The sequence below is a fragment of the Natribaculum luteum genome (genome assembly GCF_023008545.1).
GTDB lineage: Archaea > Halobacteriota > Halobacteria > Halobacteriales > Natrialbaceae > Natribaculum > Natribaculum luteum.
Map to the genome: position 1 here is coordinate 403,151 of NZ_CP095398.1, position 15,302 is coordinate 418,452.

The 15,302-nt window shown below is 60.9% G+C and carries 9 protein-coding genes and 1 pseudogene; 8 read left to right on the top strand and 2 right to left on the bottom strand.

Annotated elements, in window-relative coordinates:
- Nucleotides 1-230: 230 nt before the first annotated feature.
- Complete coding sequence (locus MU558_RS20510; RefSeq protein WP_246976575.1) at nucleotides 231-2,303, top strand: hypothetical protein; 2,073 nt, start codon at nucleotides 231-233, stop codon at nucleotides 2,301-2,303.
- Between the two features lie 5 nt (nucleotides 2,304-2,308).
- Here the strand turns inward: MU558_RS20510 and MU558_RS20515 are convergent, their stop codons facing one another.
- Nucleotides 2,309-3,664 (bottom strand): acetyl-CoA carboxylase biotin carboxylase subunit, encoded by a 1,356-nt coding sequence (locus MU558_RS20515; RefSeq protein WP_246976578.1) that lies wholly within the window; start codon nucleotides 3,662-3,664, stop codon nucleotides 2,309-2,311.
- Nucleotides 3,665-3,832: 168 nt separating this feature from the next.
- Here MU558_RS20515 and MU558_RS20520 point away from each other — a divergent pair, with 168 nt between their 5' ends.
- The 3 genes from MU558_RS20520 (at nucleotide 3,833) to MU558_RS20530 (ending at nucleotide 10,615) form a co-directional block, all read left to right on the top strand.
- Nucleotides 3,833-9,121, top strand: a complete 5,289-nt coding sequence (locus tag MU558_RS20520; RefSeq protein WP_246976581.1) for a VWA domain-containing protein — start codon at nucleotides 3,833-3,835, stop codon at nucleotides 9,119-9,121.
- Complete coding sequence (locus tag MU558_RS20525) at nucleotides 9,118-10,305, top strand: hypothetical protein (RefSeq protein ID WP_246976584.1); 1,188 nt, start codon at nucleotides 9,118-9,120, stop codon at nucleotides 10,303-10,305. Before MU558_RS20520 ends, MU558_RS20525 begins: the two co-directional genes overlap by 4 nt.
- Before the next feature lie 97 nt (nucleotides 10,306-10,402).
- On the top strand, nucleotides 10,403-10,615 hold the full coding sequence (locus MU558_RS20530) for a hypothetical protein (protein ID WP_246976587.1): 213 nt from the start codon (nucleotides 10,403-10,405) through the stop codon (nucleotides 10,613-10,615).
- Here MU558_RS20530 and MU558_RS23460 read toward each other — a convergent pair.
- Nucleotides 10,588-11,864, bottom strand: a pseudogene (locus MU558_RS23460) (RNA-guided endonuclease InsQ/TnpB family protein). The gene MU558_RS20530 and the pseudogene MU558_RS23460 sit on opposite strands and share 28 nt — an antisense overlap.
- A gap of 605 nt (nucleotides 11,865-12,469) precedes the next feature.
- On the opposite strand from MU558_RS23460, the gene MU558_RS20545 reads away from it, so the two are divergent.
- The 4 genes from MU558_RS20545 to MU558_RS20560 all read left to right on the top strand — a co-directional run bounded on the left by MU558_RS20545 (nucleotide 12,470) and on the right by MU558_RS20560 (nucleotide 15,261).
- On the top strand, nucleotides 12,470-13,000 hold the full coding sequence (locus MU558_RS20545; protein WP_246976595.1) for a hypothetical protein: 531 nt from the start codon (nucleotides 12,470-12,472) through the stop codon (nucleotides 12,998-13,000).
- 59 nt (nucleotides 13,001-13,059) lie between these two features.
- Complete coding sequence (locus MU558_RS20550) at nucleotides 13,060-13,329, top strand: hypothetical protein (RefSeq protein WP_246976598.1); 270 nt, start codon at nucleotides 13,060-13,062, stop codon at nucleotides 13,327-13,329.
- A gap of 143 nt (nucleotides 13,330-13,472) precedes the next feature.
- The gene (locus tag MU558_RS20555; RefSeq protein WP_246976601.1) at nucleotides 13,473-13,976 is read left to right on the top strand and encodes a nitroreductase family protein; all 504 of its coding nucleotides are present in this window, start codon (nucleotides 13,473-13,475) and stop codon (nucleotides 13,974-13,976) included.
- 190 nt (nucleotides 13,977-14,166) lie between these two features.
- The gene (locus MU558_RS20560) at nucleotides 14,167-15,261 is read left to right on the top strand and encodes a Na/Pi cotransporter family protein (RefSeq protein ID WP_246976604.1); all 1,095 of its coding nucleotides are present in this window, start codon (nucleotides 14,167-14,169) and stop codon (nucleotides 15,259-15,261) included.
- Nucleotides 15,262-15,302 lie beyond the last annotated feature (41 nt).

Sequence of the window (15,302 nt, forward strand, 5' to 3'; positions counted from 1 at the left end):
CAAGTCAGTCAACGTGTGTTTTGTGGCGCGAGAGGCAACACCACGGCTGTTGCTAAAGCTCGGCCTTCAGTTTCCTTCCTGCCACCGGCGGTGTCCGGAACGGAAGTCCACGCTGAATCACAGGTTTCGGCTGTGCAACTCAAAGAGCGGATCAATTCACTCAAAGATATAAGTAGAAGGGAGATAATGCGCGTATCGATGTTGCCCTCTCAGATGGATCGTGATGAGCCGTGACCGGCGACACGGTCGACGTGGATCGACGAACCGTTCTCGGCACGCTCGCCAGTATCGGTGGAGCCGCTGTAGCTGGCTGTTCGGCTGTCAAACGGGGGAACGACGGCCAGACGAGCCGGATGGACGACGAACGAGCTCGAGAGTTGGCGATGCGATTCGCTCCGACGCTGTACTTCGACGTTCGCGAACCGTGGTTTCCGACTGATCCACGGCCCTACACCAGTGAACGCGACGGCGAGACCGTCGTCAGCGGATTCGACGCCTTCGACGGGTATCACGAGCGGGACAGCGAGGGGAGCCCACCGAACCCGACGGTGTTCTACCACGCCGTCGAGTACGAGAAATCGCCACTCGCCGTGGTCCAGTTCTGGTTCTACTCGGTCTTCGACCAGTTCACGACGAACTTCCACTGGCACGACTGGGAGGTGTTACACGTCTTCGTCGATACGGAGACCGGTGATCCGCAACTGTACGTCGCCAGCTCCCACTCCCGGAAGGTACCCAACAACGAGTTTCTCGAGCCGGACCCGGAGATGGTTCCACGGATCCTCTCGGAACTCGGCTCCCACTCGAGTGCGCTCTCGGTCAACGACGTTCCCGATCGCTTCCAGCGGATCGCCATCGAGGAGTTGCTGGCGGACATCACGAACACGGCCATCGAGGGCATCGCGGACTTCGCCGACGCTGAGCTACCACTCGCGTACGGACTACCGCGAGACGAGGGATCGCGGCTGCCCTACCTCGTCCCGGAATACGAGGGCGTCCCGATATACGACCACGAGCGCCTGCCGTCGGTCACCCGCGAGTCGCTGATCGACGCCGAGTTGACCGTCCGATCGTACGACGCGTTGGCGTCGCCGCCGACGGACCTGCCGACCCGAGAGACGGGACTCGTGTTCCGACACCGCGAGCGGGATGGCGACGCCGACCTCGAGTACGACCTCGTCTCGACCGACGAGATCGAGCACATCGCGGCGTTTACTGGGCCACAGTTGAGCTTCGAGTTCGCCGTCCCGGACGTGGTCGAGGACACCATCGCCGGCCACATCACGACGACGGGAACGCCGTGGGACCAGCCTCGCTACGAAAACCCGGCGGCGGACATCTCCGTGTCTAACCACCGGGCTGCGCTGGCCGATCGCTACGACGCCATCGGCGAGGCAGCACCGGTAACGACCGTGGTCGCCCGCGTTACAGAGGCCATCACAGCCGACGACGCACCGGAGAACGAAGGGCTGACCACGACGGCGACGGCTGTCGAGCCGGTCGTCCTGCTAGAGAGCGACCCCGAGGCGGTCCCGACGTTCAGTGGCATCGCGGTCGTACAGGACGTTCCGGCCGGCGACCACCGACTGACGGTCAACGGCGCTGGACGCACACCACACAGCGAACGCGTCACCGTCTCGGACGAGGGGACGCCGACGGCAGCCGGCGTCGACGGCGAAATTCCGCTGGTCGCCCGCGACCGTGCGACGAAACTGGAGGTCCTCGGCGAGAACGCGTCGACCGATCTCTCGGCGGTAGCCGTCGAAGACGACTTCGCCGGACGGCTGTACGAATCGGCGGTCGACGGGAGCGACGCCGTCTACGTCCACGTCGGCGGAGCCTACACGACCGAGGTTCGGGACGTCGACGACGGTGTCGGCGCCTACCGGGTCAATCCCTCGCCCGAGGCCGAGTCGCCGGTCCGTATCGAGCGCCCCGAGACTGGGAAGGCGTCCCTCTCGGAGTTCGTGGCGGACATCGCCGAAGAGACGCGGGTAGAAATCGCTGCGATTAGCGACGATGACGACAGAGACGGCGGTTCGTCGAACGCCGTCGAGGGCCTCGAGCGTGCCCTCGCCGCCGTCGTCGAGGCCGCACGGAAGGCCGCCGAGCGAGCACGCGCCAGCGAGCGAGACAATGCCGACCGGCAGCTAGAGACCGTCGTCGATCGCCTCGAGCGAGTCGAGGAGCGGCTCGCAGAGGCGCGCGGCGACGTGCCGAAACCGCTCTCGAACGCGGCGCAAAACAGACTGGAGCAGGCCGATCGGCGTGCAGTGCAAGCTCGAAACGCCGAGAAACTCTGAACGGCTCACTCGAGGCCGTCGAACTGCTCGTCGAGGTACTTCGTCGTGTGTTCGTTCTCCCGGAACTGTTCGTCCGCGAGCACCGCGAGGTGGAACGGAATCGTCGTCGAGACGCCGTCGATCTCCGCCTCCTCGAGGACGCGACGGCTCCGTGCGAGCACTTCCTCGCGGTCCTGGCCGGAGACGACGTATTTGCCGATCAGCGAGTCGTAGTACGGGCTGATCCGGTCGCCCTGGTCGACGCCGTCGTCGACGCGGACGCCCATCCCGGTCGGCGGCCGGTACGTCTCGAGCGTCCCCGGCGTCGGCGCAAAGTCATTTCGCGGATCCTCGGCGTTGATCCGAAACTCCATCGCCGCACCGCGCGGTTCGACGTCCGCCTGGGTAAATGTGAGTTCCTCGCCCGCCGCAATGTGGAGCTGTTGCTTGACGACGTCGATGCCCGTCACGGCCTCCGTGATGGTGTGTTCGACCTGGATTCGGGCGTTGACCTCGAGGAAGTAGAAGTCGTTGTCGGCCGCCTCGTAGAGGAACTCGACGGTTCCCGCATTGACGTAGCCAGCCTCGGAGACGCCCTGCCGGGCGGCCGCACAGAGCTCCTCGCGCGTCTGTTCGTCCAGCGACGGCGACGGCGTCTCCTCGATGAGTTTCTGCTGGCGACGCTGGACCGAGCAGTCCCGCTCGTAGAGGTGTCTGGCGTTCCCGTGAGCGTCGACGAGGACCTGCACCTCGACGTGGCGCGGGTTCTCGAGGAACTTCTCCACGTAGACTGCCGGGTTGCCGAAGTAGGCCTCACCTTCCCGGCGTGCCTCCTCGAGTGCCGCCTCGATCTCGCTCTCGTCTTCGACGACCTTCAGCCCGCGTCCGCCGCCGCCGCCGTCGGCTTTGATCGCGACGGGATAGCCGTGTTCGTCGGCGAACGCCCGAACCTCCGCGGGCGAGTCGACGGTGCCAGACGTCCCGGGGACGACCGGGACGCCCGCGTCCTGCATGATGGCTCGAGACTCCGTCTTCTCGCCGAATTCGGCCATCACGTCCGCCGGCGGGCCGATCCAGGTAATTCCTTCTGCCTCCTCGACGCAGCGGGCGAACGACTCGCTCTCGGCGAGAAAGCCGTATCCGGGGTGGATCGCGTCCGCACCCGTCTCGCGGGCTGCCTCGAGGATGGCCTCCTGCTCGAGGTAACTCTTTCTGGCGACCGACGGGCCGACGTGGGCGGCGACGTCGGCGTGGCGGACGTGTTTCGCCGTCTCGTCGGCGTCGCTGTAGATCGCGACCGTCTCGATACCCAGCTCCTGGGCAGCCTGTATCACCCGAACCGCAATCTCCCCGCGGTTGGCGACGAGGACCGTATCGAACATCGTACAGACAATGGGCGTGCAGGACTTATATGGATTAGCTCAGGAATGGGATTGTTTGGTAGAAAGTATTATTATCTATCCATTATATTATCTATACTAATGCAATATCTGTCAAAAAGTGATTCAATACGTCGTACTGGGTTGATAGCAATTGTTCTCTCTATTTTAATGGTAACAGGGACTATCGCGCCCGTCCTCGCGATGGACGCTGCCCCGGAGAGGGTAGAGTCGGACGTGAATGCTGATCGGCCACCGGAAGCTATTCTCGAGCGTGACGAGGTCGACAACCTGACCGAGGGGGGGCCGACGCTCCAGAAGACGTGGGCACGATTCCTGCTCACGCACGGCTCGCAGTCGAATACTGATGCGGACGCAGACGCACTCGCCCACCTCAACGAGTCGATCGAATACGCGACTGGGCCGAGTCGGGTATCGGGCGCGGCGGCGTTCGACCACTCTGCGAGCGCCGTCGAATCGCTGTCGCTGACCGGTGAGCAGGAGACCGACGAACTGCGGATTCTGGCCGGTCACCTCGTCGTCTCTGCAGACAACGAGACTGCAGCAAAACGGATTGCAGACGCCCGGTGGGCACTCGAGCACACCCGCGGAGACCTTCACACGGGCGTCGAACGGAGTGCGACGGCACACATCCGGAACGCCGAACGCGCGTACGATCGCGCCCAGACGCGGATCGAAGACGCCGACGCGGACGATTTCGAGACGCAGGCGAGCGCGATCAACCAGTATCGGATCGCCTGGCTGCAGGCGACGAAGGCGCTCGACGCGATCGACGCCGCGACGCCCCCCGAAGTGACGATCACGACCCGTGGGGACCCACCGCGTAACGGCAGTGAGTCGATCACGGGCGAGATTCGAGGGACCGTCTTCGACGTTCGTCCCGAGACGTTGACCAACGCGACGGTAACGGTCGGCGGAAACGAGACGAAGACCGTTCCGCTCGAGACCAGTGGTAGCCGCGCCAACGCCACGTTCGCGACGAACGTGACGCTCCACGAGCGGATCACGTCGGTCGAAGTCGAAGTCGTCGACCGCGTCTCGGAGAGCAGCGGGGACGACGAGCAATCCAAGCGCGGTGGAAACGCCGGGAACGGGAACGGGAACGGGAACGGGAACGGGAACGGGAAATCCAGTACAAACGACCGTGGTGCCGGCGGAGCACCGGCCGGCAAATCCGACGGTCCCCAGGTCGACACCGACGTCGTTCTCTTCGACGGCGACGGACTGCCAGATACGTACGAAACCGAGGTCGTCGGGACCGATCCGCACGATCCAGACAGCGACTCGCCGAACGTCGACGAGGACGTCGGCGACAACGGGGTCATCGACGGCCTCGAGGACTTCGACGACGACAACGTCACCAACTATCACGAGGGCCGGTTCGACACCGACCCGTTCGCGGCCGACACCGACGGTGACGGGCTTCCCGACCGTTTCGAAGTCCAGTACCCGACGCTCGACCAGACGAGTGCAGACACCGACGACGACGGGGTCACCGATGCCGAGTGGGACGTCGACGACGACGGGGTCACCGATGCCGAGTGGGACGTCGACGACGACGGGTTGACGAACTACGAGGAGTACGAAGCCGGGACCAATCCACTTCTGGCCGACGAGGACGGAGACGGATTGAACGATAGTCGTGAACTCGAGGTCGGAACCGATCCACGAGATCCCGACACCGACGGTGACGGCCTGCTCGACGGCGAGGAGATCGAACTCGGGACCGATCCGCTGGTCGCCGACACCGACGGCGACGGCGTCGACGACGGCAACGCCACCCACACGACGAGCGCGAGCAACGACTCGCTCGGCGTCGACGTCGCCGTAACCGGCCCGGGGAACCTCGCGGAGGGCGTGACGATCGACCCGAACGACGACCAGCGGTTCGAGACCCACGGCGTCGAGAACGCCAGCGTCTCGCCGGTGATCGAACTCGAGTCCGAGCGGGAGTTCGACCGCGCGAACGTCACCGTCGCGTACGACGAGACGGCCGTCGACGACGGCGAGGCGGACGAACTGGCGGTGTTCCGATTCAACGAGACCACACAGACGTTCGAACCGCTTCCCTCGACGGTCGATCCCGAGAACGGAACGATCACGGGAGAGACCACACAGTTCTCGACGTTCGTCGTCTTCCACGTGCCGAACTGGGTCGCCCAGTTCGAGGCGACAGAGCCGGTCGACGGGGGTACTGGTGGGAACGTCTCCGAGACCCAGCCCGTCGACACGATGTTCGTCGTCGACACCTCGGGTTCGATGGGCTGGAACGATCCGAACGGGTACCGGAAGACCGCAGCGAAGCGGTTCGTCGGCGCGCTGATCGACGGCGATCGGGCCGGGGTCGTCGACTTCGACAGTTACGCGACGGTCACGCAGGATCTTTCGGGCGATTTCGACGCCGTCAACGACAGTATCGACCGACTCGGTGCCTCCGGTGGGACGAACATCGGTGCTGGACTCCGCGAAGCGAACCGCCACTTCGACGCCAAGAGCAACGATTCACGCTCGAAAGTGACGATTTTGCTCACCGATGGTGACGGAAGCGGCGGCAGAGCCGAGGCGGAAGCCGCCGCCGAGCGGAATATCACGATCTACACGATCGGGTTTGGATCGCCCAACGAAGCGAAACTGAAGGCGATCGCGAGCGAGACCAACGGGACGTACTACGAAGTCGATAGTGCCGAAGACCTCCCCGACGTGTTCTCGCGAGTTGCCGAGAACACGACTGGCGGGACCGATACCGACGGCGATGGACTGCCGGACGAGGTCGAGGCGACGGGTCTTCGAACCGGCTGGGCGGAGTACGTCTACACCGACCCGTACGACGCCGACACCGACGGCGACGGCCTCGACGACGGAGAAGAGATCGAACGCAGGGTCACTGTCGACGTCAACCGGTCCGGGTACCAGTACAACTACACCTACTACGAACTCCGGAGCGATCCGTCGAAGCTCGACTCTGACGGAGACGGTCTCGACGACTACACGGAGACGCGTGAGCCGACGACCGTCGTCCACACGACCGATCCCGACGCGACGAGGGCGGTCACCGAAGCCGGCGGCGAGAACGCCGACGCGATCGACGGCGAGTACGAAACGTACGAGGTGTACACCGATCCGCTAGAAGCGGACACCGACGGCGACGGCCTCGACGACGCTCGCGAACGCGCACTCGCGACGGACCCGATGGATCGGGATACCGACGGCGACGGCATCGCCGACGCGGACGAACTCGAGGGCGTCGGTGATCCGACGCTGTACGATGCCCTGCCGCCGGAGATCGACGTCCGGAGCTCGGGGTATCACATCCCCGAGATGAGCCTCGACACCACCTACTGGGTCTACGTCCACATCCGCGACCCGGCAGGCGTCGAACGCGCCGCACTGGTGAAAGACGGCAACGAGGAGAAAACCGAAACCTACGACGGCGACACAGAGGTCTACGACACCCTCGAGTTCACCGAGGAACTCGCCGAGTCGGAGACCGACGTCGACACGAGTAGCGTCACGTCGACGTTCATCTCGTTCGGTTCGAAGGCCACGGAAACGGTCGGAAGCGTCGCCGAATCCGTCGGTGACACGACGGCCGGGACGACGGTCTACGTCGAGAGCAGCGACACAAACGGCAACGGCCACCAGGTCGTCGGCGTCCAGCGGGCGAACTTCTACAGTGAGGCAGCCGGGAGCCTCTACACCGGGACGCTCATCGACCAGGCCGTCGCCAGCGAGTTCGGTACGATTTCGGGCTTTTCCTCGAGTCTCGGCGTCGTCTTCCAGGACGTCTCCCAGCTCATCGACGACCCCGCCTCCGTCGTCGAGGGGGTCCAGGCGCTCCTGTCGCTGGTCGAAGAGGAGCAACTCGGGGCCGCCGAGACGCTGGTCGAGGCGATGGTCCAGGGCGTCGAGCAAAAGCAGGCGCTGAACAATCCCTACGGCTCACTCGAGGAGAAAGAGCATCCCGCACTGTACGACACGTTCCGGGTGAACTGGTACGAGGGCTACGCCGGCGGCTTCCTCGTCAAGACCGCACTCGGTGGCGCGACCTCGAGTAGCGCCAAAGCGACGATCAAGAGTACGGATGCCGTCCAGGACGTCAGCTCGAGGCTGGCCGATACCCGGGCACTTCGGGCACTCTCGCGCGTCGAGGATGCGAAAGACGCCGCGAAGGCCCGTGCGACCGCCCGCATTCTGCTCGCTGTCGACGGTGACGCTGCCGAGCCGCTGTTGAGTCAGGCCGATACTGCTGGCAGTGCATACCGGCTCTGGCGTCACCAGCGGGCGATGGACGCGGACGTGGACAAACTATCTGAGATCGGACAAGAGAGGTTGGCGCAGACGCTCTCGAACGCGGATGCTGATGCCCAGTCTGCGATTCGCCGAATGGATCAAGACGCGCTAGACGATTTGACGGGTCTGGATGTCGATCCGACCGTCCGCGCGGGGTTAGCGCCCAAATTTGCGGAGTTGGACGCAGCAAAGCGCCAGCAGCTGACGCAAGCACTCTCCGATAATTCAGAGGCCGCAGAGAACGTCGCACGACTTGATACTGATGGGACCCGTGATGCACTCGAGTTCTACTGTGGTAGTGGGGCCACTCCAAAAATCAGTGGCGCAGGTGTATCAGCAATCGGAGACGGTCGCTTCTACAGTATCCAACCTGCGCTCAAGGAAGGTTGTACGATCCAGACCGATTTCGACTCGCCGATGTGGAAGGTTGATTCTGACGTCCGAGATTCTCTCAATAAGCGCCTAGAAACCGAAGAGTTCACTCGTCTCGTCAGAAGCGATGTCGATTCAAACGCGCTGGAGGCCACCGACGACCTGGATACGGTTTCAGCTGTGAAACGAACTGACGGTGAGCTTGTGATCGAAGGAGAAAAGCATGGTATCGACGTGAAAATGACTTATCCGGACAATCAGGAAAGCTTCTATACAACAAATAGTGATACTGTGGATTCGATCGAGGACCTTCGTGACATGAGCAGTCAGAAAATTGGTGCAGACGTGGTCGAAGAGGAGATCGTACCGAAACTCATCGAACAGCGAGATGGCTACGAACTCCTTTATGCGGAGCAGAAAGGTGGGACAGACGCTGGGATCGATCTCATATCAAAGGACAGTGATGGAAATTACATAATTACGGAAGTCAAATTCACACGTTCAAGAGAGACACCAGGAAAGGGAATGATGGACTCGTATCGGGGTGACTATCGTCAGATGACCGACGAATGGATCGAGGATAGCTTCGAAAAAGAAATTGATGAGAGCGAGTTGAGTGAGTACGAGAGTGTGCGAAACGTAATCGAGATCAATTCATATAAGAAAGAAACAATTGTCGTTCAGGATAGTTCCACATCACGGTCGATCACCGAAGGGCTCACAGATTTCGAACTCGATGATGTGACTGTCGTCCGAACCGGTGGTGTGACACGATGAAATATTCCGAAGAAACGCTTCACGAGTGTCTAAAAGACGGTCTAGAGGGGCTTCAACGGAAAGAACGACTGTGGCAAGACGGTGGCGTTCCCATTGACGGGATAACTAATATCACCCGGGCTACGGCGAAAGAGTACGAACGGGTAGCAACATGTGCTGCGTTACTTAATGCAACACAGCAGTCTTGGCTGTGGTTTGGGAAAGCAGCTCAGTTCTATTTCGAGCAGATTTGTGCAGGTCGTCTTCGGCGTGACATTCGTGGGCGGTTCGTCTGGGAGGGAGAGCCCCGAAAATTCTACCATGCATTGAACACCGCCGTACTGAGCCGGCAGGAGGAACTCATTACGGAGATTGCAACTGCAGCCATCGAGGTAGACGAATCCTATCTGGAGGAGTTCGCTGCAGACTATCCAGATAGTCCGCCTCAATATTACGACATGAAAGTACACGCTGCGCTGATACTTGACGATGACCAGGTGACGGTGTATCTCGATGAGCTGCGTGCCGCGATCGACGAGCATGCAGACGCGAGCCAGTACTGGAAGACGATTCCTCAGTATTATCAGGCGATCGTCGACGAATCAGCGTCAGCTGCTGAAGCGGCTATCGCGGACCTCTATAGTTTCTTTGCAGATCACGAACCAGATCCTGAAGATCCACGAGAGTATGTCCTCCACGACGTCTGTGCGTACATTGTACTTGCACGTCATCGGGACATAGGTGTGGACGTTCCCCTCGAGTCAGACCGCCTTCCAGCGGCACTTCTCAGGGACGACGCTCCAGAGGACGACGTCGAATTGGACGTTGAACCAGGTGATATACGGGTCAATAGCACGGTCGGCCTGTTTGAGCTCGAATATGATGACGATGGAACACCGGTGATCGCCGGCCGAATATACCACCCAGGTGGCGAGCCAGTGAGCGCCGACGACGTTCCCGAGCGAGAGGCAGGTCAGGTGCTCTCCGACGACTGGATCAAGGCTGCCCTCGAGGAGGCTAACTGGCGCGACCACTATGACAATGAGTTGGTTGCCGACGCGACGGCAGCCTTCGAAAATGGGGAGCTGATCCGGAAATTGGTCGTCGTCCAAGATCGAGTTGATCAGTACACGTTCGACGAATCGATGAGTGAACTGCCGGTCGACGATATCGAACTCCTGAAAGGGGCTGGTCGGCGGAGCTGAATCGGTATCCTCCTCGTGTGACCACCTTCTCGCAAACGGCGGGGAAGATGTCACCGACGATCTCCCGGTGGATATATCGGGCTTCGATAACCCGGATATGACCGTAAGAATCGTCGATACCGACGGCAACGTCATTGACGGCGGTGAATTCGATCTCAGCGAACACTACGAAGAGGTCAACTGCCTCGGGGTCAAGTGGTTCGAGACGCCTCCGGCGTCTCGTCATCACGGAAGATCGAAGATCTTCCGAACGACCCCGAGGCTTGCCAGTGGACTCCCGTTCTACCCGAGTAACTCGGCAGGTGTGTAATCACCGTTCACGTTCAGCGTCCCTGACTTGAGGGTCAGTTGACTGGTGGCCCATCCACCGCGAGACTTCTGCCCGCGATGGATATACCCGCAATACCGCACAGCGATGTTCTTCGCCGCGTTGTAATCCGCGTTCACCTCATACCCACAATCCACGCACTCGAACTGTTTGTCGTCGCGGTTATTCTCGTGGGTAAACCCACAGCAAGAGCAACGCTGCGACGTGTACGCAGGATTCACAGTATCCACGAACAACGCCGTGGATTCAACTTTGTACTCCACGAGTTCCACGAATTTCGCGTAGGCCCACTGCTGGAACTTACTGCCGTTGGCGATGTTCTCGCGGATGTGGTCGAGGTTCTCGAAAATGATTCCGTCCACATCCGCTCTCTGGGCTTCCGCGATGAGGTCGTTCGCCCGATTGTGGAGCCAGTCCAACGACCAATCACTGAACTTGCTGCCGATGGATTGAATCGTGAGGTGCGCGGAGCGAGTACCCGTTTGTTGCAGTTTGGCGCGGCGTTGTTCGTACTGGTCGCGTTTGTGGGTGAGGTAGTCCGCACTGCCGATGAATTTGCCCGTGCTGGTGACGGCGAACGCGCCAGTCACGTTCAGGTCAACACCGAGAACCACTCCGTTCTCGGCACCATCATCATCGTGACTGGCTTCTTGGCGTTCCGTTCCGTTCCGTCACCCTCGTAGTCGGGGTTCTTCAGCGTAACGTGCAGGTAACATTCCTCGCTGTGTTCATCATATTGAAGTGTAGCACTTGAGGCATCCCACTCGTCGCTCTCATAGTAGCGACCGAACGGTGTCTCATCCCGCTCGTCTTCAGGTGGCAACACGTAGTCAGCTTTGACTCTGCCGTTGACCGTGGAGAGTGTCGCGTGGTCAGCATTGAACGTCGCGGAGCGTTTGTCGTACACTATGCTCCACGACTCGAAAACGGGTTGACTCGTCTTCTCACCTTTCTTCAACTTCTCGACGCCTGCATCAACGGCTTCGATGGCACGGCGAATGCCTTTCTGGACGAGGTTGGCTGTTAGGTCGTGTTCTGCTTTCAGGTCGTCGTAGAGTGCTTTCTCGGCTTTGGCTTTCGACGTGATACAGTAATCGTCGTAACGCCACGCCCAGTCACTTGTCTGATTCGCACAGTCGAGGAACTGGTTTTTCGTCTGGTGGAGGTCGTCCTCACGGTCGCTAGGCACGTCGAGTTTGACGATGACCGTGCGGCGCGGAGCGTCGTCCACCATCTACTTCACATGTAGGAAAATTGTCTCATAAAGATTCGTATTGCGTTGGGAGTCGGGGTTGTCTTTGCTGCGTGGGTTGATTCCCAAGTGTCGGCTTCCTCCCCGAGGTCAAGCCTCGGGGCATCCGCCTCGACCGCCTGTGAACAATGCCAACTAAAGACTACGACTACATCACGTACGATGAACGTCTCTTCCGGCTGCGGTTCGAGACACCGCTCGAGGACCTGAACTCCGAACAGCAGTTTGAACGTGGCCTACAGACGGTCACTGAGACGATCGACGCTTTCGAGCCCCTGCTCTACCCAACAGCCGTCGAGTACGTCGTTTCCAGTGCTGATGAAGACGAGTCTCACGGGAAGAAACTCCATGATAACACGGGTATTTCGTCCGTCGAGATCATTGACTCGATTCGACAGATTGCAGAGTCTACTTCTGCCCCACGTCTTGCCCGGCTCGAATTCACGGGTAGCGTGCGAATCACGCTCTCAGATGGGATCCATTATTTTGGCGGAGAAGGTGATCTCTCCGACGCTGAAAAACGGGTAACACCATCGAGTGACGTTTCTACCCCCCTCGAGATCACTATTCAGCAACACGACGTTATGAGACCGTCACAGACCGAGATAATTCGTATCGAAGGGCATTCGGACCACTGGCTCGATGGCGACGAGGAGAAGTTCTATCTCCCCGAAGCCACACCACTGGCAAAGATCGACCAGTCGCGACTCGCGGCGGCGCTTTCGACCCTCTACGATGCCGTCGACCCCGTCGAGATCGTCTTCGATACGTTCGAGAACACGGAGGGGTGGCACACGCCGGAACAGACCGTCCCCGCATACCAGTCACTGCAGACCCGACACGCCGTCGAATGGGTATTCGACAACTTCGAACGACGGCCACCTGACGAGACCTCACTCGAGTTCGACTACACCGGTGACGAAGTTCATCCGCTGGTAACACACACACAGGGGAGTTCCCCCGATGAGAAGGTACACCTCTTCCTTCGGAAAGCGATCCCCGAGGACCGACTCGAGGACGGTGCGACCGCCACAGTTCGCTATCCCAGCAGTACTGCTACCTTCAGTAGAGATCCCAGCGGAAAGTGGATTCTCGACGACGAATCGAACCTGTAGCAGCACCGCTCGATAGCCGTTACGAGACGCCTGCGGCGTCTCGAATCACTTGACCCCGAGTGGTCCGATGTCAGCTCCGCGCCGGCGCACTCTGGGAACTCGACGACGGTGCGTTCCTCCATCGGACGATCGACGCTCGAGGCAACCCTATCGGCGATCTCCCGGATGGGGTCAGCCCTGCAGACGAACCGTACCCGCCGCTAATTCGGCTCGACGTGCCGCCGGCGTTCGTCCGCCTCGAATCGCCGACAGACGAGAACATCGTGACGAAAGTCATGACGATGGACGTCGACGGCATCGAACGGCTCATCGAGCAGCGGATACTGTGAGCCCACACGACGACGCAGCAGTGGAGTATGGCGTGGACTCCCGTTCTGGCCGACTCGGTGGAAAAGACTGACTCCGGTCGCGCTCGCCATCCCGCTGTCCCCTGCCCATGCGCTATAATAGCACAGACCGAATGGGTTTGGACATGGACGTCTTCGAGGCGATCGAGACGCGACTCGAGATCAAGGAGTTCGACGATCGACGGGTCGACGAGACGGTGAAGCAAAAAGTACTGGACGCCGGACGACTCGCGCCCAGCGGGCGAAACCTTCAACACTGGCAGTTCGTTCTCGTGGACGACCCGGAGGACGTCGGTCGGTTGGGGGAGCTGAGCCCGACGGGCGGATGGGTCGCAGACGCGGACTTCGCGGTCGTCGTCTGTACCGATCCCCAGTACGACTTCAACGAACTCGACGCCGGCCGGGCGGTCACGCACATGCAACTCGCGGCCTGGGAAGACGGCGTCGGTTCGCGCATCTACACGGTCGACCGACCCGCCGTGAAGGAGTTCCTCGAGATCCCCGACGACGTTGACCTCACGCTCGTCGCTGGCTTTGGCTATCCGACACACGACGTCGAGGGGGTCAAAGACCGCAGACCGCTCGAGGAAGTCGCCTCGCGTGGCCGATACGGACGCCCGCTCGAGTAGGGTGGAATCCCCCCTCGATAGCTAACACTCCCCTCGGAGACCGATCCGAGTGCATGCGAGAACAGAGACGTCCTGACAGTCTTCCCGCGCTGAAAGTCGAGGATTGCCGAACGAGGGATAATAAGTCCCGGCGTGGACGGTGATGGTGAATGGTCATTCAGTCATTATGAAGCCGTGGAGACAGCAGGCCGTGGAGACAGACGTCGGAGACGACCTGCTCGAGTGGAGTCGGACGTCCGGCCCGTTATTGATCGGAATCGTCGTTTCGCTGCTGTTGTTTCTGTTTGCAGTCCAGTTGCTAGGGACGTCGACGGAGTCTGCAGCGGGCTCGCTCGAGCGACTCTTCAGGCGATACGTCGCCGGGGGTGGATCCGCCCTGGGGGTGAGCTGGATCGCGACGTACGTGCTCACCAACGGGTCTGTGGTGGCCGCACTCTCCGTGTCGCTATTCAAGGCGGGAATCGTCACGGCCCAGCAGCTGTTTCTGATGATCGCGGGGTCGCGTCTCGGGGCGGCCGCGATCGTCCTCCTGATCGGGGGCCTCGATTACTTCCAGAAACGGCGCTACTCGATCGGCGAGGCCACCGAGCTGGGCGTACTGACGTTCCTGTTGACCCACACGGTCTACCTGCCGGCAACCATTTTGGGGTATCTCCTGTTACCGTCACTCCAGACGCTACTCGAGGGTGTGACCGGCCGGTTCGAGCTCGCCACGCATCCGTTGGCGGTCTTCGAACCGATTACGCAGGCCATCGTCGACGCCACAGGCGTGGGTCTGGGGCTGGCCGTCGCCATTCTCGTGTTGTTCACCAGTCTCACCCTCTTCGACTGGGTCCTCGAGCGGGTCGACACCGAGTGGCTTCGCAAGCACTTCTTCAGTCGGTTCCAGCACAAGTGGACCTCCCTCGGACTGGGGATCCTCATCACCGGTCTCACGACCAGCGTCGCGTTCTCACTGGGCGTGATCGTACCGCTCTATAACCGCGAGTACGTCAAACGGCGGGAGATCGTTCCCTACGTTCTCGGGGCGAACATCGGGACGCTCTTCGATACGGTCGTCATCGCCGTGCTCCTGGACACTCCCGAGGGAGCGACGATCACGCTGTCACTGCTTGCAATTGGGACAGTCATAACGGTCGGCATACTGTGGGCGTTTTCGCCGTACTTTCGGTCGATCGAAACGATCCACCGCCAACTCACTAACGATCACCGGTATCTCGCCGCCTTTTTCCTCTCACTGGTCGTCGTTCCGACGGTAATCGTCTTCCTGCCAGTCGTCCTGTGACCGGCACCGCGGTCCTATTTAATCCGGTGTGCCGAAGTGAC

What these genes read in the sequence shown, in the direction of transcription:
- MU558_RS20545 (WP_246976595.1), top strand. Translation starts at nt 12,470, where the DNA reads ATGAGACCGTCACAGACCGAGATAATTCGTATCGAAGGGCATTCGGAC.
- MU558_RS20525 (WP_246976584.1), top strand. Translation starts at nt 9,118, where the DNA reads ATGAAATATTCCGAAGAAACGCTTCACGAGTGTCTAAAAGACGGTCTA.
- MU558_RS20515 (WP_246976578.1), bottom strand. Translation starts at nt 3,664, where the DNA reads ATGTTCGATACGGTCCTCGTCGCCAACCGCGGGGAGATTGCGGTTCGG.
- MU558_RS20530 (WP_246976587.1), top strand. Translation starts at nt 10,403, where the DNA reads ATGACCGTAAGAATCGTCGATACCGACGGCAACGTCATTGACGGCGGT.
- MU558_RS20555 (WP_246976601.1), top strand. Translation starts at nt 13,473, where the DNA reads ATGGACGTCTTCGAGGCGATCGAGACGCGACTCGAGATCAAGGAGTTC.
- MU558_RS20520 (WP_246976581.1), top strand. Translation starts at nt 3,833, where the DNA reads ATGGTAACAGGGACTATCGCGCCCGTCCTCGCGATGGACGCTGCCCCG.